The sequence below is a fragment of the Streptomyces sp. NPDC104309 genome (genome assembly GCF_055584025.1).
The window spans coordinates 1-20,943 of sequence record NZ_JBVJMV010000015.1 but is presented as its reverse complement, the minus strand read 5'-3'; the positions used below and the strand labels follow the sequence as shown (position 1 = coordinate 20,943).

Annotated in this window: 17 protein-coding genes; 13 read left to right on the top strand and 4 right to left on the bottom strand. The window is 71.7% G+C overall.

Going from position 1 to position 20,943, the window contains the following annotated elements; translation table 11 throughout:
- Positions 1-9: 9 nt before the first annotated feature.
- Entirely contained in the window at positions 10-1,458 is a 1,449-nt protein-coding gene (locus ACZ68L_RS22430) for an SWIM zinc finger family protein (protein ID WP_469579535.1), read from the bottom strand.
- Positions 1,459-1,590: 132 nt separating this feature from the next.
- Here ACZ68L_RS22430 and ACZ68L_RS22425 point away from each other — a divergent pair, with 132 nt between their 5' ends.
- The 6 genes from ACZ68L_RS22425 to sucD all read left to right on the top strand — a co-directional run bounded on the left by ACZ68L_RS22425 (position 1,591) and on the right by sucD (position 9,565).
- Positions 1,591-2,016: an MmpS family transport accessory protein gene (locus ACZ68L_RS22425; RefSeq protein ID WP_469579533.1), complete on the top strand. Its 426-nt coding sequence runs from the start codon at positions 1,591-1,593 to the stop codon at positions 2,014-2,016.
- A gap of 110 nt (positions 2,017-2,126) precedes the next feature.
- Complete coding sequence (locus ACZ68L_RS22420) at positions 2,127-3,239, top strand: ATP-binding protein (RefSeq protein WP_469579530.1); 1,113 nt, start codon at positions 2,127-2,129, stop codon at positions 3,237-3,239.
- Complete coding sequence (locus tag ACZ68L_RS22415; protein ID WP_469579528.1) at positions 3,236-5,761, top strand: DUF5682 family protein; 2,526 nt, start codon at positions 3,236-3,238, stop codon at positions 5,759-5,761. Before ACZ68L_RS22420 ends, ACZ68L_RS22415 begins: the two co-directional genes overlap by 4 nt.
- A complete protein-coding gene (locus ACZ68L_RS22410; protein WP_469579526.1) occupies positions 5,758-6,975 on the top strand; it encodes a VWA domain-containing protein in 1,218 nt (405 codons plus the stop codon). The genes ACZ68L_RS22415 and ACZ68L_RS22410 overlap by 4 nt, the downstream gene beginning before the upstream one ends.
- Before the next feature lie 502 nt (positions 6,976-7,477).
- Positions 7,478-8,659 carry an ADP-forming succinate--CoA ligase subunit beta gene (gene sucC, locus ACZ68L_RS22405; protein ID WP_469579525.1) on the top strand — a complete coding sequence of 394 codons (1,182 nt, stop codon included), beginning with the start codon at positions 7,478-7,480 and terminating at the stop codon, positions 8,657-8,659.
- 21 nt (positions 8,660-8,680) lie between these two features.
- Positions 8,681-9,565: a succinate--CoA ligase subunit alpha gene (gene sucD / locus ACZ68L_RS22400; protein WP_469579523.1), complete on the top strand. Its 885-nt coding sequence runs from the start codon at positions 8,681-8,683 to the stop codon at positions 9,563-9,565.
- Between the two features lie 139 nt (positions 9,566-9,704).
- Here the strand turns inward: sucD and ACZ68L_RS22395 are convergent, their stop codons facing one another.
- Positions 9,705-10,583, bottom strand: coding sequence for a sigma factor-like helix-turn-helix DNA-binding protein (locus ACZ68L_RS22395; protein ID WP_469579759.1), 879 nt, complete (start codon positions 10,581-10,583; stop codon positions 9,705-9,707).
- A 10-nt stretch (positions 10,584-10,593) separates the two neighbouring features.
- On the opposite strand from ACZ68L_RS22395, the gene ACZ68L_RS22390 reads away from it, so the two are divergent.
- Both ACZ68L_RS22390 and ACZ68L_RS22385 read left to right on the top strand, forming a co-directional pair.
- On the top strand, positions 10,594-10,977 hold the full coding sequence (locus ACZ68L_RS22390; protein WP_469579774.1) for a hypothetical protein: 384 nt from the start codon (positions 10,594-10,596) through the stop codon (positions 10,975-10,977).
- 346 nt (positions 10,978-11,323) lie between these two features.
- Positions 11,324-12,868, top strand: coding sequence for a cell division protein PerM (locus ACZ68L_RS22385; RefSeq protein WP_469579757.1), 1,545 nt, complete (start codon positions 11,324-11,326; stop codon positions 12,866-12,868).
- Positions 12,869-12,902: 34 nt separating this feature from the next.
- Here the strand turns inward: ACZ68L_RS22385 and ACZ68L_RS22380 are convergent, their stop codons facing one another.
- Positions 12,903-13,838 (bottom strand): hypothetical protein, encoded by a 936-nt coding sequence (locus ACZ68L_RS22380; RefSeq protein ID WP_469579522.1) that lies wholly within the window; start codon positions 13,836-13,838, stop codon positions 12,903-12,905.
- A 351-nt stretch (positions 13,839-14,189) separates the two neighbouring features.
- Here ACZ68L_RS22380 and purN point away from each other — a divergent pair, with 351 nt between their 5' ends.
- Both purN and purH read left to right on the top strand, forming a co-directional pair.
- A complete protein-coding gene (purN, locus tag ACZ68L_RS22375; RefSeq protein ID WP_469579521.1) occupies positions 14,190-14,846 on the top strand; it encodes a phosphoribosylglycinamide formyltransferase in 657 nt (218 codons plus the stop codon).
- The gene (gene purH, locus ACZ68L_RS22370; protein ID WP_469579519.1) at positions 14,833-16,386 is read left to right on the top strand and encodes a bifunctional phosphoribosylaminoimidazolecarboxamide formyltransferase/IMP cyclohydrolase; all 1,554 of its coding nucleotides are present in this window, start codon (positions 14,833-14,835) and stop codon (positions 16,384-16,386) included. Before purN ends, purH begins: the two co-directional genes overlap by 14 nt.
- A gap of 93 nt (positions 16,387-16,479) precedes the next feature.
- Here purH and ACZ68L_RS22365 read toward each other — a convergent pair whose 3' ends face one another.
- A complete protein-coding gene (locus ACZ68L_RS22365) occupies positions 16,480-17,067 on the bottom strand; it encodes a hypothetical protein (protein WP_469579518.1) in 588 nt (195 codons plus the stop codon).
- Positions 17,068-17,301: 234 nt separating this feature from the next.
- Between ACZ68L_RS22365 and ACZ68L_RS22360 the strand changes: the two genes are divergently transcribed.
- The 3 genes from ACZ68L_RS22360 to ACZ68L_RS22350 all read left to right on the top strand — a co-directional run bounded on the left by ACZ68L_RS22360 (position 17,302) and on the right by ACZ68L_RS22350 (position 20,622).
- A complete protein-coding gene (locus tag ACZ68L_RS22360) occupies positions 17,302-18,165 on the top strand; it encodes a bifunctional methylenetetrahydrofolate dehydrogenase/methenyltetrahydrofolate cyclohydrolase (protein WP_469579516.1) in 864 nt (287 codons plus the stop codon).
- Positions 18,166-18,461: 296 nt separating this feature from the next.
- Positions 18,462-19,139: a DUF3017 domain-containing protein gene (locus tag ACZ68L_RS22355; RefSeq protein WP_469579515.1), complete on the top strand. Its 678-nt coding sequence runs from the start codon at positions 18,462-18,464 to the stop codon at positions 19,137-19,139.
- A gap of 493 nt (positions 19,140-19,632) precedes the next feature.
- Positions 19,633-20,622: a malate dehydrogenase gene (locus ACZ68L_RS22350; RefSeq protein ID WP_469579513.1), complete on the top strand. Its 990-nt coding sequence runs from the start codon at positions 19,633-19,635 to the stop codon at positions 20,620-20,622.
- Positions 20,623-20,943 lie beyond the last annotated feature (321 nt).

The following is a 20,943-nucleotide window of genomic DNA, read 5'->3' as shown; positions in this document are numbered from 1 at the left end:
ATCCGATGTTCAGATGAGCGGCACGGTTTCGGACGTCGTTGCGGCGCCGCTGATTTCGGCGCCGTCGGTCTCGACACCGTCGGCATCCGCGTCCGTGGACCAGGCCGTGAGCGGGTCGAAGCCGCGGTGGCCGCATGTGCCGAAGACCGTGACCGGGGAGCCGCCGGAGAGTGCGACGAGCTTCCACAGGCCGGGCCGGGACAGCGCCGCCGGGGTGAGGGGCAGGGCCGCGTCCCCCGTCGCGTCCACCAGTTGCCAGCCGTCCCCGGACGGCACGGGTATGACCTCGCGCAGCGTCACCGGCCAGGAGTCCAGCCAGGGATCGTTCCGAAGCGCGTCCCCGTACGCACCGATCGCGGCCGCCACCGTGCCACCCGTCGGTGGCGCACCGGCCGATGACGGGACACCGAACTGCCGACCCAGCTCCGCCCGCGGCTGGCCGGCGCCCGGATAGGGCGTGACCTCGGCGTCGATCGTGACGCCCACCGGCAGTGCCAGACCCGGGGAGCGCCCGGCCGCCCCGAAGGAGAGCAGCAGCGCCACGCGGCCCGAGTCCTTCCCGTACAGCCAGATCCGGCGCGTGACGAGCTTGCCGTCCGGGGTGTCGTACTGGGCGAGGACCAGCCAGTGGTCGCGGACCGATGGGCCCTCGGCGGGGGCGGTCAGGCCCACCCGCGTGCGGACCGTGGCAGCCAGTGGCTGCGGCAGCCGGTCGATGCGCAGCCATGCGCTGTCCAGCAGATGGAGCAGCGCGCACTCCTCCAACAGCCGCACCGGCCAGCCCGGCCCGGACGCCGGGACGGCGCCCAACTCCCTTACCCGTGAGGCCAGTCCGGGAGCCTGGGCGTCGACCATGCGGGCGGCCGTCTCTTCCCACAGCCCGTACCCCGGCTGATCGGCCGCCGCCAGACCGCCGCGCAACAGATCTCCCAGCCGCTGTTCCAGCTCCTGCGCGCCGCCGGTGATCCGCTCGGCCCGGCGCTCGGCGCGCCGCCGGACGGCCTCCGGATCGGCCGGGCCGGTGGCCGGGGCGCCACCCGCCGCAGCCCCGGCCTTCCCCTCGTTCTTCTCCGCCACGCGCCTGCGACGGCCCGTCAGCCACTCACCGGCCCAGTCCGGGACCTCGCCCGCAGGCAGGGCCGATGCGCCGGACGCCCAGACCAGCAGCAGGCCCAGCGCGTGCTTGCAAGGGAACTTCCGGCTGGGACAACTGCACGTGTACGCAGGGCCGGTGGTGTCGACCACCGTCTGATACGGCTTGCTTCCGCTTCCTCTGCACAGCCCCCACACCGCACCCGAACCGTCACACCCGGCGCCCGACCACGGACCGGCCGAACCGAGCTTGCTCCCCGCCTTGCGTGATGCCTCGTCAGGAGCCAGGGCCAGGACCTGCTCCACCGTCCAGCGCGTCGCCGGGTCGGCCGCGCGCAAGGGTTCTCCCCCGTGAGATAGCAGCATGGGAACGACGGTAGAGCGCGCCACTGACAATCGTTCCGACCTGCTGATTCGTCGTCATGCACGCAACTTGTCTTTACTCTCTCTTTGCGATTTGCTGCGAGCGATGACACTCGGATTCCGGGGGATCAACCGATGAACTGCACCGTCCGCAACATCCGTGACGTCGGCACCGTGCGTACTGCCGTCCGCCCAGCCGTCGTCCTCGGCCTCGGCGCCTGCTCCGAGGCCGTCGATCAGGTGGACAAGGCCGTGGACGAGACCTACGAAGTCACCTACGAGGTCACCGGCACGAGCGTCGACGAGATTCAGTTCCACGAGGGTGGAGGCAAGGCCATGGAGTCGAAGACCGAGACGGTCGAGTCCCCCACCCTGCCGTGGCGGAAGACCGTCACGCTGCGCGGATTCATGCCGCCCGCCGTCATGCCGGTCGCCCTGGACGCGGACGGGGCCGAGGTCGCCTGCTCCATCACGTACAAGGGCAAGGTCATCAAGGAGGCCGAGGGCGAGGGCCTCATCGCCGCGGGCGGCTGCGTGGCGGTCTCGCCGGTGGCGGGCTGAACTCCTCCCCGAAGCGTCCGAATCGGTCCTGACCTGCGGTCGGGGCCGATTGTCAGTGCCATGGTGCACGGTGGAAACCACATCAGGTCGACCGATCTGGAGGGGGATCCATGACCGTGTCCGAAACCACCGCAGCCGTCGCCGCGCAGGCGCTGCGACCGCATGCCGAGGACGCCTTCGCCCATGAGCTGAAGGCCCTTGCCGCAGCCGACGACCGTCCGCGGCCCGCCCGTTGGCAGCTGTCCCCGTGGGCCGTCGCCACGTACCTGCTCGGCGGCACCCTGTCCGACGGCACGGTGATCACACCCAAGTACGTCGGTCCGCGCCGCCTCGTCGAAGTCGCCGTGACCACGCTCGCCACCGACCGCGCCCTGCTGCTCCTCGGCGTTCCGGGCACCGCCAAGACCTGGGTGTCCGAGCATCTCGCGGCCGCCGTCAGCGGTGACTCGACGCTGCTCGTCCAGGGCACGGCCGGCACCCCGGAGGAGGCCGTCCGCTACGGCTGGAACTACGCGCAGCTGCTCGCGCACGGGCCCAGCCGGGACGCCCTGGTGCCCAGCCCGCTCATGCGCGCCATGTCCGGTGGCATGACCGCGCGGATCGAGGAGCTCACCCGAATCCCCGCGGATGTGCAGGACTCGCTCATCACGATCCTGTCGGAGAAGACCCTCCCCGTCCCGGAACTGGGTCAGGAGGTCCAGGCAGTCCGCGGATTCAACGTCATCGCCACCGCCAACGACCGCGACCGCGGGGTCAACGAGCTGTCCAGCGCGTTGCGCCGCCGGTTCAACACCGTCGTGCTTCCCTTGCCGGCCACCCCCGACGCGGAGGTCGACATCGTGTCCCGGCGCGTCGACCAGATCGGGCGGTCGCTCGACCTCCCGGCCGCACCCGACGGCATGGCCGAGATCCGGCGTGTCGTCACGGTCTTCCGCGAACTGCGCGACGGCGTCACCACCGACGGACGTACCAAACTCAAATCCCCCTCGGGGACGCTGTCGACGGCCGAGGCGATCTCCGTCGTCACCAACGGTCTCGCGCTGGCCGCACACTTCGGCGACGGGGTGCTGCGCCCCGGTGACGTGGCGGCGGGCATCCTCGGCGCGGTCGTCCGCGACCCCGCGGCCGACCGAGTGGTCTGGCAGGAGTACCTGGAGACCGTGGTCCGTGAGCGGGACGGGTGGAAGGACTTCTACCGCGCCTGCCGCGAGGTGTCCGCATGACCCGGGCCGCGCGTCCTGCCGGACCGCTGCTGCTGGGGGTGCGGCACCACGGGCCCGGCTCGGCCCGAGCCGTCCGCGCGGCCCTGGAAGCCGCCCGCCCGGGGGCCGTGCTCATCGAGGGGCCCCCGGAGGGTGACGCACTGCTGCCGCTGGCCGCCGACGAGCAGATGCGGCCGCCGGTCGCGCTCCTCGCCCACGCCGTGGACGACCCCGGGCAGGCGGCGTTCTGGCCGCTGGCCGCGTTCTCGCCCGAGTGGGTCGCGATCCGCTGGGCGCTGGCGCACGACGTGCCGGTCCGTTTCATCGACCTGCCCGCCGCCAACTCCCTGGCCCTGACACAGGTGGAGGAGCGCCGAGCGGGCCACGACGGGAACGAGGACGAGGCCGGGAACGGGGCCGGGAAGGGGGCGGCGGACACGGACGTGGACCCGGGGGCGGGCGCGGGCGGCCCTCCCGCACCCGCACCGGTCGACCCCATCGGAGTGCTGGCCGAGGCCGCGGGTTACGACGATCCGGAGCGCTGGTGGGAGGACGTCGTCGAACACCGCACCCGGGACGGCGAGGACACCGATCCGCGGGCACCGTTCGCCGCGCTCGCCGAGGCGATGACCGCCCTGCGCGAGGTGTACGGAGACGGCGGTCATCCCCGTGACACCGTCCGCGAGGCGTACATGCGCCTCCAACTGCGCAAGGCGGTGAAGGAGTTCGGCGAGGACGTCGCGGTCGTCTGCGGCGCCTGGCACGTGCCCGCGCTCGGCGCGAAGACCACGCTCGCCGCCGACCGGGCCCTGCTCAAGGGGCTGCCCAAGGTCAGGACCGAGCTGACCTGGGTCCCCTGGTCGCACCGTCGGCTCGCCCGGCACAGCGGATACGGGGCGGGCATCGACTCACCCGGCTGGTACGGACACCTCTTCGACGCCGCCGACCGTCCGATCGAACGGTGGATGACCAAGGTCGCCGGGCTCTTTCGCGACGAGGACCGGTTCGTCTCGTCCGCCCATGTCATCGAGGCGGTCCGGCTCGCCGAGACCCTCGCCGCCATGCGGGGCCGCCCGCTCGCCGGTCTGGGCGAGACGACCGACGCGATCAGGGCCGTGATGTGCGAAGGCTCCGATGTGCCGCTCGCGCTCGTGCAGGACCGGTTGATCGTCGGCGAGACACTCGGTGAAGTGCCGGACAGCGCCCCCGCCGTGCCCCTGCAACGCGACCTCACCCGACAGCAGCGCACGCTCCGGCTCAAACCGGAGGCGTTGGAGCGGGAGTTGGAGCTCGACCTGCGCAAGGACACCGACGCGGCCCGCAGCCGGCTGCTCCACCGGCTGCGGATCCTCGCCGTCGGCTGGGGCGAGCCCGTCACCGGCCGGGCGAGCACCGGCACGTTCCGGGAGAGCTGGCGGCTGCGCTGGGAACCCGAGCTGTACGTACGTGTCGCGGAGGCCGGGACCTGGGGCACCACCGTGCTCTCCGCCGCGACCGCCAGGGCCGAGTCCCAGGCCGCTTCGGCGACCGCGCTCGCCGAGGTCACCGCACTGGCCGAGCACTGCCTCCTCGCGGAACTGTCCGACGCACTGCCCGTGGTGATGGGGATCCTCGCCGACCGTGCCGCGCTCGACGCCGACGTCGGCCATCTCGCCGACGCCCTTCCCGCGCTGGCCCGCACCCTGCGCTACGGCGATGTGCGGTCCACGGACACAGCGGCCCTCGGCGGGGTCGCGGCCGGGCTCGCCGAACGGATCTGCGTCGGTCTGCCGCCCGCGTGCACCGGACTCGATGCCGACGGTGCCGCCGAACTGCGCCGCCGGGTGGACGGGGTCCACTCCGCGATCGGGCTGCTCACCGGCGTCGATCGGGCGGATGCCGACGGGGCCGGGCTGCGCGCGCGCTGGACCACCGTACTGCACAGGCTCGCCGCCCGGGACACGGTCGCGGGCGTCATCCGGGGCCGTGCGGCCCGGCTGCTGCTCGACGTAGGACAGCTCGCGGAGGACGACGCGGCCCGGCTGATGGGCTTGGCCCTCTCGCCCGGCACACCCCCGGCCGAGGCCGCCGCCTGGATCGAGGGGTTCGTCGGCGGCGCCGCCGGGGGCGGCATGCTCCTCGTCCACGACGAGCGGCTGCTCGGCCTGGTCGACGCCTGGCTCGCCGGGGTTCCCGCCGACACCTTCGCCGATGTACTGCCCCTGCTGCGCCGCACCTTCTCGGCGTACGAGGCGGGCGTACGGCGCACGCTGGGCGAGCTGGTACGGCGCGGTCCGGCCACCGGGGGGCCGACAGCCACCGGCACCGGCACCGGCACGACGGCAGCCGGCTTCGGCCCCGGGCTCGACACGGACCGGGCCGATGCGGTGGTCCCGGTGCTGCGCCTGATGCTCGGCCTGGACACCGGCACCGGCATCGGCATCGGCATCGAGAGCGGCACCGGTCCGGACACCGGCATCGGTCCGGACCCGGGCGGCGTCGGCCCGCACGAGAGGCACGAGAGAGTCGAGAACGCCAAGGAACCACTGGGGGCGACAGGATGACCACGGACACGGCCGGAACCGCACCGCACCCGGCCCACGGCTCGCCGTCCGGCCCGGCGGACGACGAACGGCTGCGCCGGTGGCGGCTGGTCCTGGGCGGCGACAGCGCCGAGAGCACCGGCTGCACCCTCACCGCACGCGACGCCGCGATGGACGGCGCGCTCAGCGCGCTGTACGGCGGTGGGGGAAGTCCCGGTGGCCGGGGCGGGAACAGCCGCTCGGCGGGGCTCGGAGCCTCCGCCCCCTCGGTGGCCCGTTGGCTCGGAGACATCCGCACGTACTTCCCCAGCTCCGTGGTCCAGGTCATGCAGCGTGACGCGATCGACCGGCTCGGGCTCTCCGCCCTGCTTCTCGAATCGGAGATGCTGGAGGCCGTCGAGGCGGACGTCCACCTCGTCGGGACGCTCCTCTCGCTCAACAAGGCCATGCCCGAGACGACGAAGGAGACCGCAAGAGCGGTCGTGCGCAAGGTCGTCGACGATCTGGAGAAGCGGCTGGCCACCCGTACCCGGGCCACACTCACCGGCGCGCTGGACCGCTCGGCCAAGATCAACCGCCCGCGCCACCACGACATCGACTGGAACCGCACCATCCGGGCCAACCTCAAGAACTACCTCCCCGAGTACGGCACCGTCGTCCCCGAGCGGCTCATCGGCTACGGACGGGCCGCGCAGTCCGTGAAGAAGGACGTGATCCTCTGCATCGATCAGTCCGGGTCGATGGCGGCCTCGGTCGTCTACGCCTCCGTCTTCGGCGCGGTGCTCGCCTCCATGCGCACCCTGCGTACCAGGCTCGTCGTCTTCGACACGGCCGTGGTCGACCTCACCGACCAGCTCGACGACCCCGTCGACGTACTCTTCGGCACCCAGCTCGGCGGCGGGACCGACATCAACCGGGCGCTCGCCTACTGCCAGTCGAAGGTCACCCGCCCCGCCGACACCGTCGTCGTGCTCATCAGCGACCTCTACGAGGGCGGCATACGCGACGAGATGCTGAAGCGGGTCGCCGCGATGAAGGCCTCCGGCGTGCAGTTCGTGACGCTGCTCGCGCTGTCCGACGAGGGGGCGCCCGCCTACGACCACGACCACGCGGCGGCCCTCGGGGCCCTGGGCGCACCCGCGTTCGCATGCACCCCGGATCTCTTCCCGGAGGTGATGGCGGCGGCGATCGAGAAGAGGCCGCTGCCCGTACCGGACAAGGAGATCGTTCAGTGACGAGGGGCGGCACCGAAGCGGGGTAGGTACGGCCGCCGAGCCGGCCGGCCGGCCGGGCCGGGCCGGTCCGGCACGAGGTGGCGGGGGGTGCCGAACACGAACACGGTCATGGTCGCGGTCACCGGCACGCTCCATGACGCCGCCGGCCGGTCCGGCGCACGGGACCCACCGGCCCCTTCCCGTTCGACCGGGGCAGCCGGGACCGGCTGCCCCTGGACCACCCGACCGGCTGGTCCCGGCGCCTTCCCCGCAGACACCGCATCCGCGCCGTTCCGTCCACTGCGACCCGGCCACGGGCTGGATCTGTGACCGTAATCACCGCTCAGGTGCGATCCGCGATTTAGGGTCCTGCGGAGCGCGGGGATAACCTGCGAGATGGACATGCCGCGTACCCCGGGTCACCGTGTGCGCCTTCCTAGTGACAGAGCAGTCACGTTGCCCCTCGCGGCACGCCCACGCAGAAATCGAACCGCGAGACCATTTGATTAAGGGACGGACGCGCGTGGACCTGTTCGAGTACCAGGCGAGGGACCTCTTCGCCAAGCACGGTGTACCGGTGCTGGCCGGTGAAGTCATCGACACGCCTGAGGCAGCCCGCGAGGCGACCGAGCGGCTGGGCGGCAAGTCGGTCGTCAAGGCGCAGGTGAAGGTCGGAGGCCGCGGCAAGGCCGGCGGCGTCAAGCTGGCCGCCACCCCCGACGAGGCGGTCGCCCGCGCGACCGACATCCTCGGCATGGACATCAAGGGCCACACGGTCCACAAGGTGATGATCGCCGAGACCGCGCCGGAGATTCTTGAGGAGTACTACGTCTCGTACCTCCTCGACCGCACCAACCGCACCTTCCTGGCCATGGCCTCGGTGCAGGGCGGCATGGACATCGAGGAGGTCGCGGAGAAGACCCCCGAGGCCCTCGCGAAGGTCCCGGTCGACTCCAACTCCGGAGTCACGATCGAGAAGGCCCGCGAGATCGTCGCGCAGGCGAAGTTCCCGGCCGACGTCGCCGAGAAGGTCGCCGAGGTCCTGGTGACGCTGTGGGAGACCTTCATCGCCGAGGACGCGCTCCTCGTCGAGGTCAACCCACTGGCCAAGGTCGCCTCCGGTGACATCCTCGCGCTGGACGGCAAGGTGTCTCTCGACGAGAACGCCGACTTCCGTCAGCCCGAGCACGAGGCTCTTGAGGACAAGGCCGCAGCCAACCCGCTCGAGGCTGCCGCCAAGGCCAAGAACCTCAACTACGTCAAGCTGGACGGCGAGGTCGGCATCATCGGCAACGGCGCCGGTCTGGTCATGTCGACCCTGGACGTCGTCGCGTACGCCGGTGAGAACCACGGCAACGTGAAGCCCGCCAACTTCCTCGACATCGGTGGCGGCGCCTCCGCCGAGGTCATGGCGAACGGCCTGGAGATCATCCTCGGCGACCCGGACGTCAAGTCCGTCTTCGTCAACGTCTTCGGCGGCATCACCGCGTGCGACGAGGTCGCCAACGGCATCGTCCAGGCTCTTGCGCTGCTCAAGAGCAAGGGCGAAGAGGTCACCAAGCCGCTGGTCGTGCGCCTCGACGGCAACAACGCGGAGCTGGGTCGCAAGATCCTTTCAGACGCCAACCACCCGCTCGTTCAGCGCGTGGACACCATGGACGGCGCGGCCGACAAGGCCGCTGAGCTCGCCGCGGCTGCGAAGTAAGGGACGAGGGACTCCAACACCATGGCTATCTTCCTCACCAAGGACAGCAAGGTCATCGTCCAGGGGATGACCGGTGCCACCGGCATGAAGCACACCAAGCTCATGCTCGGTGACGGCACCAACATCGTCGGCGGCGTGAACCCGCGCAAGGCCGGCACGTCCGTCGACTTCGACGGCAACGAGGTACCCGTGTTCGGGACCGTCGCCGAGGCGATGGAGAAGACCGGCGCGAACGTGTCGGTTCTCTTCGTGCCGCCGGCCTTCGCCAAGGCCGCCGTCGTCGAGGCGATCGACGCCGAGATCCCGCTCGCCGTCGTGATCACCGAGGGCATCGCCGTCCACGACTCCGCCGCCTTCTGGGCGTACGCGGGCTCGAAGGGCAACAAGACCCGGATCATCGGCCCGAACTGCCCCGGCCTGATCACCCCCGGTCAGTCCAACGCCGGCATCATCCCGGGCGACATCACCAAGCCCGGCCGCATCGGTCTCGTGTCCAAGTCCGGCACGCTGACCTACCAGATGATGTACGAGCTCCGTGACATCGGTTTCTCCTCCGCCGTCGGCATCGGTGGCGACCCGGTCATCGGCACGACGCACATCGACGCCCTCGCGGCGTTCGAGGCCGACCCCGAGACCGACCTGATCGTGATGATCGGTGAGATCGGCGGCGACGCCGAGGAGCGTGCGGCCGACTTCATCAAGGCCAACGTCACCAAGCCGGTCGTCGGTTACGTCGCGGGCTTCACCGCCCCCGAGGGCAAGACCATGGGCCACGCCGGCGCCATCGTCTCCGGCTCCTCCGGCACCGCGCAGGCGAAGAAGGAGGCCCTTGAGGCCGCCGGCGTCAAGGTCGGCAAGACGCCGACCGAGACCGCCAAGCTGGCGCGCGAGATCCTCGGCGCCTGATCGCTCCACCACGTCGGAGCAGCACCGCAGTATCGCGTCACCGCACAGACGTCGCGGGCCCGTACCCCTGCACAGGGATACGGGCCCGCGACGTTTCCCGCTGTCCGCCGCCCCTTGCGCGGCCCGCGGGTTCTCGCGTTCAGCCGGCCCGGGGGACCAGCCGGCCCGGACCCTGCACGAGTTCGCCGTGCAGCTGTTTCTGCAACTGCAGGTCCTGCGGCGTCAGCTTCTGCGGGCCGCTGCGTGGCGGCACCCCGCCGACCTGCTGAGCGGGTGACTCCGGGGTCTCGTACCGCGTCGGGGCCGTCGCCAGGGTGAACAGCGTCAGACCGATGAGCAGCGCGGTGAAGGAAAAGGTCGCCCTGGTCCACCGCTGGGCCCTGCGCTCGCTGTTCGTACGGATCACGTCCGGCGAGGGGAGCCGGCCGGGGGCCCGGGTCCGGGCGAGCGCGCCGAGCCACTCATGCAGGAGCGCCGACTGCTCGCCGGGCGACGAGGGCTCCGCCAGCTCGGGCAGCCGCTCGGCGACCGTGGCACGGGCGTTCATCAGCCTGCTCGCCGCCGCCGGGGTGCTGGCCTCCGTCTCCGCGGCGGTCTCCGGCAGGTCCAGGCCGACACCGTCGTACAGCAGCAGGGTCCGACGGTACGACGGCGGCAGGGCGAGCAGCGCGTCGAGCAGCGCGCGCGCACCGGGTTCGGCGGGCGGCGGGTCGAAGCGGCGGTGCGTGCGGCGCAGCCGGTGCCAGGGCGACGTCGCGTACTCGTACGCGGCGGCCCGCACCCAGCCGACCGGATCGCGATCCACCGCGACTTCGGGCCAGCGTTCCCAGGCCCGCGCGAAGGCCCGCGCGACGGACTCCTGGGAGAGGCCGCTGCGCCCGGTCAGCAGGAACGTCTGGTGCAGAAGGGCGGCGGCGCAATGTGCGTAGAGGGCATCGAAAGCCTCGGCAGCCGCTCCGGGCGCCTCATCGGCTCCAGGTGCTTCAGGCGCGACTTGGGCGGCAGGTGCGGCCGGCACCGCAGATGCGTTGCCCGCACCGGAAGCGCCGGATGAGCGGGAAGCGCCGGAAGCGCCGGATGAGCGGGACGAGCGGGAAGCGCTGGGAGCACCGGATGTGCCGGACGAGCGGGAAGCACCGGATGTGCCGGGCGCGCCGGGTGTGCCCGCTGTGCCGGACGCGTCGGGTGTGCCGGGCGGATCGGGGGTGGTGCCGGGCTCGGTCGGGGCCATGACGGTGCTCCCGGTGGCTTCGACGGGGGTCTGCGGGCGGGACGGCGGAGGGGACGTCACCGGCTTGGACGGTCTCCCGACCGTCGTCGGCGTCACCGGTCGGGCCGCCCGTCTGGCGGCGGCCTTCGGCCGGGTGCTCGGGGCGGTGGGCTTGGTCCGGGTACTCGCGGGCGCCGCCTGAGAGCCTGTCCGGCCCCCGCCGATCAGCCTGGCGTACGCCTCACGCCTGCGTCCCTGGGGCGCGGTGCGGCCCCTTTCCCAGTCCCGGACCGTGGCCCGGGTGACGCCCATCGCCGTCGCGACCTGCTCTTCACTCAACGCCTTCGCCTTGCGCAGCCTGCGTCGCTCCTTGGGGGCGGGAAGCGGATGCGCGGTGGTCGCATCGGTCGAGCTCTGCGTCATGAATGACCCCCCGAGGGCCTACGCCGGGTGGAAAAGTACATAAACGCATATTGAGCGACACAGCGGGTGTTCGCCTGTTACGCGGAATAAGCGCGTGTCGTTGGCAGCATTGCGGTGTGACCCAAGTGACCGAAGGCAGCCCCTCGTTGCCGGCCGAGCAGAGCAGGTCCGCCGTTCTGGCCTTCGCCTTCCTGCGTGGAGCGCTGGCCGCCGGACTGGGGCTGGGCGGGTTCACCGTGCTCGTCACGGTGCTGTGGATCAGCTCCCCGGCCCCCGACAACGGCCCCGGCGAGGCTCTTCACGCGTCGGCGGGACTCTGGCTGCTCGCCCATGGTGCGGAGCTGATCAGAGCCGACACGCTCAGTGGGGTCCCTGCCCCGGTCGGCCTTGTCCCGCTGCTGCTCGCCGTGATTCCGGTGTGGCTGGTGCACCGTGCGGCCCGGGACACCCTGGAGGTCGACGAGGGGCGTCAGGCCCCCTCGGCGGCGAGCGCGTTCGTCCTGACCATCGGCGGATATCTGCTGGTCGGGGCCGCTGTCGCGCTCTATGCGCGGGGCGGTTCGCTGTCCGTGCACGCGGGGTCGCTGCTCTTCCCTTCGGCCATTGTGGTGGCCGGCGCGGCGGCGGCCGGGGTCTGGACGGCTTCCGGGCGCCCCATCGGTCCGCCGCCGTCCTGGGCGCCGGTGCGGGTGCACGAGGAGCTGGCGCGCACCCGGTTCAGGGAGCGCGCCGACACGGTCGCCCGGTCGGCCGCGGCCGGGGTGGCGATGCTGCTCGGCGGCGGGGCGCTGCTGGTCGCGGTGTCGCTGGTCCGGCACGCGCAGCCGGCGCAGCAGTCGTTCATCCAGCTCTCCGGTGACTGGGCCGGCCGGGTCTCGGTGCTGCTGCTCGCGCTGGTCCTGGTGCCGAACGCGGCGGTCTGGGGCGCCGCCTACGGGCTCGGGCCGGGCTTCGCCCTCGGTACGGCCTCCACGGTCACCCCGCTCGCTTTCACGGGGCGTCCGGCACGGCCCGTCTTCCCGCTGCTCGCCGCGGTGCCGGACCAGAGCCCGGCGACGGTCCTGAACTGGGCGGCCGTGGCGGTGCCGGTCGCGGCCGGGGTGACGGTCGCCTGGTTCACGGTCCGACGGGCCGCACCCGCCGATGCCGGACGGGAGGAGGCGTGGAGTGTGAGGGAGACCGCGCTGTCGGCCGGGCTGGGGGCGCTGGGATGCGGGGTGGGCACGGCGGTGCTTGCCGGGGCCGCGGGGGGACCGCTCGGCACCGGGGCGCTGGCGGAGTTCGGCCCGGTGTGGTGGCTCACGGGTGCGGCGGCCCTGGTGTGGACGGCGGTGCTCGGTGTCCCCGGGGCACTGCTGCTGCGGGCCTGGCGGCTGCGGGGGAGCGCCCGGGGGTGGTGGCGACGGAGTGCGGAGCCGGCGACGGCGGCGGGCCGGACGGTCGCTGGTCAGGAGCCTGCGGAGGCGCCCGAGAAGCTGCCCGGACCGGGAGCGGCGCCGGTAGCCGTACGCACCTCCGGGGGTATGTCCCCCGCGGCGGCGTCCCCCGCGGCGGTATCCCCCATGGCAGCGAAGGACGGGGACTCCGAGCCGTACGACTTCCTGCCGAGCGATCCCTGGCACGAACGGACGGCCCGGCCCGGGGGCACGGGGCCGTCCGTTCATCCCTGAGGTGTCGTGCGGGGCCGGCAGACGCCGACGGGTGTCAGTTCTTGACGCCGAAGAAGGGCTCCAGCGGCTTCGGCAGCAGGTCGTTGCAGGCCAGTTGGCCGGACTTGGTCAGGGCGTCGTTCACGCAGGTGTAGTAGTCGCGATAGACCAGCTGCACCGTGAACGTCGTCGCCACGATCGAGAGCGCGAGCAGTGCCGTCACCAGGCCGCTGACCGCAGCCGTGGTCTGCTGCCTGCCGTAGCCCGGAGCGGGGGCGCCGGGTGCGGATACGGGCGCGGGGGGCGCCGGGACATGACCGGAACCGGAGCCCTGAAGGGGACCGGCGGCCGGTGGGCCGGCCGGCCCGGCCGCTCCGGTGGAGCCGCCCGGTGCGGACGCGCCCTTCGGCTTGGCCCGGAGCGAGCTGATCGACCAGTACAGGGCGAGCGCGCCGAGCAGCAGGGCGATCTCCGGGAAGTCGAAGAGCGCGAAGAAGAAGGCCCACATGCCGCAGAGCAGTGCGTAGCGTGCGCGGCGCTGGGCGGGGTCGCTCGGATCCCAGCGCAGCCCGCCGGGTTTGCCCTCGGGGCCACCCGGACCGTTCGGCCCGCCCTGGCCTCCGGGGCGGCCGCCGAAGCCGCCGCCCTGGCGACCGGGCTGCCGACTGCTCCACTGGCTGCCCCAGACCGGCTGTTCGTCGGAGGAGCCGCCCTCGGGCGACCCGTCGCCGTTGCCCCGGCCGCCGTTCCCGTCCTCCCCGTTGCCGTTCCCGGGCCGGCGGGGCTGCCAGGGCTGGTCGGGGCGGTTCTCCGGCGGTGCGGCGAACGGGTTGTCGTCCGCGGAGCCCATGGACCCCGACGGGCCGGAGGAACCGGCGGAATCACCGGAAGAAGAGGCAGGGCCCGTGGGGGACCGGCGCTCCCGCAGCAGGAGTGAGGTCCGCTCGGGCAGCGGGTGGCGGAAGGCGGTGCGGCGGCGTCGGTCCGGCATATGGTGAACGTCTTCCCCATCTCGTCATTTCCGCCCTTCGGACGGTTCCCTGTCCCCTGACGCTACCTCCCGGCCAGTAGGGGCCGAAAGCTGGGAGCGGCTGCGCCAGGCGGCCGGTCCCCGTCACCCTGGCCCTCCGGCGCTTCTCCACCACTTCCGCCGCTCCCCCCGGCCTGCCCATGATCGGCCCGCGGCCCCTCACCCCCGTCCCGCAGAGGGCCCCGGAGGTGCCGGTATCGTTGCTGACGGTCGGCTCGTTCGTAGAGTTCCCCGTATCGAGGGGTTCGGTTCATTCGTACGACCATACAAATCAGCGTCACTCTGCTTCACCACGCGAGAAAGGGCCCAGCCGTGGCCTCCCCGCCCCCCTCCGCCGCCCCGGCCCGCCTGGTCGTGCTGGTGTCCGGCTCAGGAACGAATCTCCAAGCCCTGCTCGACGCCATCGGTGAGGATCCCGAGGGCTTCGGCGCGCAGGTCGTCGCGGTCGGCGCGGACCGCTCCGGCATCGTCGGCCTGGAACGGGCGGAGCGCGCCGGGCTGCCGACCTTCGTGTGCAGGGTCAAGGACCACGCCACCCGCGAGGAGTGGGACGCGGCGCTGGCGGCCGCGACGGCCGAGCACCGTCCGGACCTCGTGGTGTCCGCGGGATTCATGAAGATCGTGGGCAAGGAGTTCCTCGCCCGCTTCGGCGGCCGGTTCCTCAACACCCACCCCGCCCTGCTCCCCAGCTTTCCCGGTGCCCATGGGGTGCGTGACGCACTCGCGTACGGCGTGAAGGTCACCGGGTGCACCGTCCACTTCGTCGACGACGGCGTCGACACCGGTCCGATCATCGCGCAGGGCGTGGTCGAGGTGACCGAAGCGGACACGGCGGAGGGCGAGGCAGCCCTCCATGAACGCATCAAGGAAGTCGAGCGCAAGCTGCTCGTCGAGGCCGTGGGGCGGCTCGCCCGTGACGGCTATCGCATTGAGGGACGAAAGGTTCATCTCGGTCATGTCGGTGAATAAGCCCATCCGCCGCGCCCTGGTCAGTGTCTACGACAAGACGGGGCTCGAAGACCTCGCCCGCGGTCTGCACGAGGCGGGTGTCGAGCTCGTCTCCACCGGCTCCACCGCCGGGCGGATCGCCGCCGCCGGAGTGCCGGTCACCAAGGTCGAGGAGCTCACCGGCTTCCCCGAGTGCCTCGACGGCCGCGTCAAGACGCTGCACCCGCGCGTCCACGCCGGCATCCTCGCCGACCTGCGCCTGGACGCCCATCGCGAGCAGCTCGCCGAGCTGGGTGTCGAGCCCTTCGACCTCGTCGTCGTGAACCTGTACCCGTTCAAGGAGACCGTCGCCTCCGGCGCGTCCGCCGACGAGTGCGTGGAGCAGATCGACATCGGCGGCCCCTCCATGGTCCGCGCCGCCGCCAAGAACCACCCGTCCGTGGCCGTCGTCACCAGCCCCGCGCGGTACGGCGACGTCCTCGCCGCCGTCGGGGCGGGCGGCTTCGACCTGACCGCCCGTAAGCGCCTGGCCGCCGAGGCGTTCCAGCACACCGCCGCGTACGACGTGGCCGTGGCCTCCTGGTTCGCGGACGGCTACGCCGCCGCCGACGACTCGGGCTTCCCCGACTTCTTCGGTGCGACGTACGAGCGCAAGAACGTCCTGCGGTACGGCGAGAACCCGCACCAGCCCGCCGCGCTCTACACCTCCGGCACTGGCGGCCTGGCCGAGGCGGAGCAGCTGCACGGCAAGGCGATGTCGTACAACAACTACACGGACACCGACGCCGCGCGCCGGGCCGCGTACGACCACTCCGAGCCGTGCGTCGCGATCATCAAGCACGCCAACCCGTGCGGCATCGCGATCGCCGACGACGTCGCCGAGGCGCACCGCAACGCACACGCCTGCGACCCGCTGTCGGCCTTCGGTGGTGTCATCGCCGTCAACCGTCCGGTGACCGTCGCCATGGCCGAGCAGGTCGCGGAGATCTTCACCGAGGTCATCGTCGCCCCGGCGTACGAGGACGGCGCGGTCGAGGTCCTGGCCCGGAAGAAGAACATCCGGGTGCTGCGCTGCCCCGACGCCCCGACCGCCCCGGTCGAGGTGAAGCCGATCGACGGCGGCGTGCTGCTCCAGGTCACCGACCGCCTCCAGGCCGACGGTGACGACCCGGCCAACTGGACCCTCGCCACCGGCGAGGCCCTCTCCGAGGACGAGCTGAAGGAGCTCGCCTTCGCGTGGAAGGCATGCCGCGCGGTCAAGTCCAACGCGATCCTGCTCGCCAGGGGCGGTGCCTCCGTCGGCGTCGGCATGGGGCAGGTCAACCGGGTCGACTCCGCGAAGCTGGCCGTCGAGCGGGCGGGCGAGGAGCGGGCGAGGGGCGCGTACGCCGCCTCCGACGCGTTCTTCCCGTTCCCGGACGGGCTGGAGATCCTCACCGCCGCCGGCATCAAGGCCGTGGCCCAGCCGGGGGGTTCGGTCCGTGACGAGCTGGTCGTCGAGGCCGCGAAGAAGGCGGGCGTGACGATGTACTTCACGGGTACGCGGCACTTCTTCCACTGACATCCGGCCCGGAAAAGGCCGAAGGCCGTAAACCCGCGAGCGTGCGGGTTTACGGCCTTCTTCGTTCCCGTGGGGAACAGCAGGACGAACGTCTCAGTACTGCGGCTGCTGCTGCCGGTTGAACCAGGCGTTGCCATCGGCCCTCGCGACGAAGACGATGATCAGCACGGCGAGAACCGTGTGCACGAGGCCGAAGATGACGAACGGGTAGATGCCGAGAATCGCGGTGATCGCACCGAAGACGATCGCCGTGATGCGGATGCCGTTGGTCCCCTTGCCGAACTTCACGGCGAGGAACACGGCGAAGACACCCCACAGCACCGCGAAGGCCACGATGCCCCACAGGGCGTTGCCGGAGTAGTCGGCGAGCTGCTGGAACTGGACGTCGTCCTTGAGCGTCGCGTCGTTCTTGGCGGCGTTCACGGCCGCGGCGGCGATCGCGAAGATGATCGCGCCGATGACCTGCAGGCCGGTGATCACGTAGAGCATGACGCGGGCCGCCTTCACGCCGCCCGGCATCTCGGTGGGTGCACCGGGGAAGCCGTATCCGCCCTGCGCGGGCGGGGCCGTGGGGTAGCCACCCTGCTGCGGCACGCCCTGCGGGGACTGCTGCGGATAGCCGGACCCCGGCTGCCCGCCCTGCTGCTGGCTGTAGGGGTTGTTCGGGTCGCCGAAGCTCATGGCGAGATTCCTCCGTTGTAAAAATGGGGACGACGCGGTCCGGGCGGAGGAAACATGCGCAATGAGTACGGTCTGTCCCCCCGGCACTGTCCGCGGTACTGCGCGGCTCATCGTGGTCTTGACGTCGGCTTTTTGTCCAGCCAATTGCCGAATGCGTTGTCCAAGCGCAACCTGGTGGCCATCCTCGGCGCCCGGAATTGGTATGCGGGCGGGGTCATCCGCGAGTATGGGGACATGACTGCCCAGATTCTCGATGGCAAGGCCACCGCAGCCGCGATCAAGTCCGATCTCACCGTCCGCGTGGCGGCCCTCAAGGCGCAGGGCATCACCCCTGGCCTGGGAACCCTGCTCGTCGGGGACGACCCGGGCAGCCGGTGGTACGTGAACGGCAAGCACCGCGACTGCGCCCAGGTCGGCATCGGCTCGATCCAGCGCGAACTCCCCGACACCGCCACCCAGGAGGAGATCGAGGACGTCGTACGGGAGCTCAACGCCAACCCTGAGTGCACGGGCTACATCGTGCAGCTTCCCCTCCCCAAGGGGATCGACACCAACCGCGTCCTGGAGCTGATGGATCCGGCCAAGGACGCCGACGGCCTCCACCCGATGAACCTCGGCCGTCTCGTGCTGAACGAGGCGGGTCCGCTGCCCTGTACTCCGCAGGGTGTCGTCCAGCTGCTCCGCCACCACGACGTGGAGATCAACGGGGCGCACGTCGTGGTCGTCGGCCGCGGTGTGACCATCGGCCGCTCGATCCCGCTGCTGCTGACCCGCAAGTCCGAGAACGCCACCGTCACCCAGTGCCACACCGGTACGCGTGACCTCTCCGCCCAGCTGAGGCAGGCCGACATCATCGTCGCCGCCGCCGGTGTTCCGCACATCATCAAGCCCGAGGACGTGAAGCCGGGCGCGGCCGTGCTCGACGTCGGCGTCAGCCGGGACGAGAACGGCAAGATCGTCGGGGACGTCCACCCGGGCGTGGCCGAGGTCGCCGCCTGGATCTCCCCGAACCCGGGCGGCGTCGGCCCGATGACCCGCGCCCAGCTGCTCGTCAACGTGGTCGAGGCGGCCGAGCGCGACGCGGCCGCCGCGGTCTGAGCCGACCGACCCGATCCGGAAGGAACCCCATGGGTGCTGGTACGAGTCCGGCCGACCCGGCCGCCGAGGCGGACCGGACGTCTCCGGTGCCGTCGGACGCGGAGATGCCCCCCGCCGGTGCGGCGGATGCGGCCGTGCCGGATCGGGCTGTGACCCGTGAGGGCACTGCTTCGGAGGGCGCCGCCCCTGAGGAGTCAGCTGAAGGGGCAGCCGCTCGGGGCCCCGCGGACGTGGACGCGGACTCCGGCGCTGACGTGGATGCCGGCGCTGACGTGGATGCGCACGCGGACACTGACGTGAACGCGACCGCCGGCGCGGCGGTTGGTGCGGACCCGGGCTCAGGCTCGGGCTCGGAACCGGAGTCGGGCTCGGGCTCGGACTCCAGCACGGGCTCGGAACCGGAGTCGGACTCGGGCTCGGACTCCAGCACGGGCTCGGAACCGGAGTCGGACTCGGACTCCCGCACGGGCTCCGCCTCCGGCACGAAGCAGGGCTCCGGCACCGGCTCCCGCTGCGGCACCGGCTCGGACCGGGGTGAGGGTGCTCGCCCGCAGACCGCCCCGCGCGAGGGGGCACGTCCGTCGCGGAGGTTCCCCTCGTTCACCCGGGACACCGCGCGCCCCGAGGGCGGTGGCCGTGCCGCGTCCGGGGACGCCCCCGCACCGGCTCGGCAGTGGCCGCTGCTCGCCGTGCTCTGCACGGCCGGGATCGGGTTGCTGATCGTGGCCGTCAACCCCTTCGCCGAGGCCTTCAGGATCGGCACGATTCTGATCGGGGCGGCCCTCATCGGGGGCGCCGTGCTGCGGCTCGTGGTCCCGTCGGTGGGCATGCTGGCGGTCCGTTCCCGCTTCACCGACCTGGTGACGTACGGGGTGCTCGGCTTCCTCATCGTGATGCTCGCGCTGGTGGCGCAGCCCAAGCCGTGGCTGGACATGCCGTTCCTGGAGGACGCGGTCCACTTCACGATCCGCTGAGTCCGCCCGCCCGTCCATCCGCTCGTCCGTACGGCCGCGCCGTTCGCGGACGGTGTCCGTCCCCTCCCCCGAGAAGGGACGGACACCCGAGGGCGGGGGGCCACCGGAGCGAAGTGGCTCCGGAATGTGGTGACTTGAGCGGCCTTGCCCCCGTCCTGGCTTCAGCCTCGTCGACGGCGAAGACCGGTTCAAGGGAACCCTGTGGCCTGTGGCACGGAAGTGACCATTCCGCCACGGTGTGATCGTCCTGCAACGGTGTGTCCGGCATGCGTCGGTGTGCTCGGCCCGCCATCGGGCGACCGCCTCCCGGGTGAGTGGACAGGGCCGGGTGAGCGCTGTGTGACGGGTTGTGTGCGGTGCCACAGGGGTCCGGGCGGTAGGGAGGTTCCCGGTCGGATAGCCTGAACGCTGGATATCTCTTCACATCAAGATTCAGGGATGTCCAGCACCAGGGGCAGGGACCCCCACCGCCAGCTGTCTAACGGAGATCGCCATGACCCGCACTCCCGTGAATGTCACCGTGACCGGCGCAGCCGGCCAGATCGGCTACGCGCTGCTCTTCCGCATCGCCTCCGGCCACCTGCTCGGCCCGGACGTGCCGGTCAACCTGCGTCTCCTGGAAATCCCTCAGGGCCTGAAGGCCGCCGAGGGCACCGCGATGGAGCTCGACGACTGCGCCTTCCCGCTGCTGCGCAACATCGAGATCACCGACGACGCCAACGTCGGTTTCGCCGGTGCCAACGTCGCCCTGCTGGTCGGCGCCCGCCCGCGTACGAAGGGCATGGAGCGCGGCGACCTGCTCTCCGCCAACGGCGGCATCTTCAAGCCGCAGGGCAAGGCCATCAACGACAACGCCGCGGACGACATCAAGGTCCTCGTCGTCGGCAACCCGGCCAACACCAACGCGCTCATCGCGCAGGCCGCCGCCCCCGACGTACCGGCCGAGCGCTTCACCGCGATGACCCGCCTCGACCACAACCGCGCGATCTCGCAGCTGGCCGCCAAGACCGGTGCCGCCGTCTCCGACATCAAGAAGCTGACGATCTGGGGCAACCACTCGGCGACCCAGTACCCGGACATCTTCCACGCGGAGGTCGTCGGCAAGAACGCCGCCGAGCTCGTCAGCGACGAGGCGTGGCTGGCCGACACCTTCATCCCGACCGTCGCCAAGCGCGGCGCCGCGATCATCGAGGCCCGTGGCGCGTCCTCGGCCGCCTCCGCCGCCAACGCCGCCATCGACCACGTCCACACCTGGGTCAACGGCACCGCCGCCGGCGACTGGACCTCCATGGGTATCCCGTCGGACGGCTCCTACGGCGTGCCCGAGGGCATCATCTCGTCCTTCCCGGTCACCACGAAGGACGGCAAGTACGAGATCGTCCAGGGCCTGGACATCAACGAGTTCTCCCGTACGCGCATCGACGCGTCGGTGCAGGAGCTCATCGAGGAGCGCGACGCGGTTCGCGAGCTCGGCCTGATCTGATCCGCCTGATCCGGTCCGCCCGGATCAGGTCCGTACGCCTTTTGACGCGTACCCCACCGCCCCCGGCAGCCGTCGCTGCCGGGGGCGGCCGCGTCAGGACATACGGCCCCGGCCGGGAACCGACCGCACCACTTCGCGAGTCTGCACCGGCATGCGCGCGACGATGATCCTTCCGGCACTGACCGAGGTGACCAGCCCGCTGTTCCGGCCCCTCGCATACTCGCTCTTCTGTGCGACATCCCGTGAGTTCCCCTGGGACCCGCTGAGTACCTGACCCCGTGGCCAGGTGGTTCTTCCTCCTTGGGGTGCACTGTGGCCTTG

Excerpts from the sequence above, each read along its gene's own strand:
- sucD (WP_469579523.1), top strand. The coding sequence starts at position 8,681 with ATGGCTATCTTCCTCACCAAGGACAGCAAGGTCATCGTCCAGGGGATG.
- ACZ68L_RS22365 (WP_469579518.1), bottom strand. The coding sequence starts at position 17,067 with ATGAGCTTCGGCGACCCGAACAACCCCTACAGCCAGCAGCAGGGCGGG.
- ACZ68L_RS22420 (WP_469579530.1), top strand. The coding sequence starts at position 2,127 with ATGACCGTGTCCGAAACCACCGCAGCCGTCGCCGCGCAGGCGCTGCGA.
- ACZ68L_RS22415 (WP_469579528.1), top strand. The coding sequence starts at position 3,236 with ATGACCCGGGCCGCGCGTCCTGCCGGACCGCTGCTGCTGGGGGTGCGG.
- ACZ68L_RS22430 (WP_469579535.1), bottom strand. The coding sequence starts at position 1,458 with ATGCTGCTATCTCACGGGGGAGAACCCTTGCGCGCGGCCGACCCGGCG.
- ACZ68L_RS22410 (WP_469579526.1), top strand. The coding sequence starts at position 5,758 with ATGACCACGGACACGGCCGGAACCGCACCGCACCCGGCCCACGGCTCG.
- purH (WP_469579519.1), top strand. The coding sequence starts at position 14,833 with ATGTCGGTGAATAAGCCCATCCGCCGCGCCCTGGTCAGTGTCTACGAC.
- ACZ68L_RS22350 (WP_469579513.1), top strand. The coding sequence starts at position 19,633 with ATGACCCGCACTCCCGTGAATGTCACCGTGACCGGCGCAGCCGGCCAG.
- ACZ68L_RS22380 (WP_469579522.1), bottom strand. The coding sequence starts at position 13,838 with ATGCCGGACCGACGCCGCCGCACCGCCTTCCGCCACCCGCTGCCCGAG.
- ACZ68L_RS22360 (WP_469579516.1), top strand. The coding sequence starts at position 17,302 with ATGACTGCCCAGATTCTCGATGGCAAGGCCACCGCAGCCGCGATCAAG.
- ACZ68L_RS22425 (WP_469579533.1), top strand. The coding sequence starts at position 1,591 with ATGAACTGCACCGTCCGCAACATCCGTGACGTCGGCACCGTGCGTACT.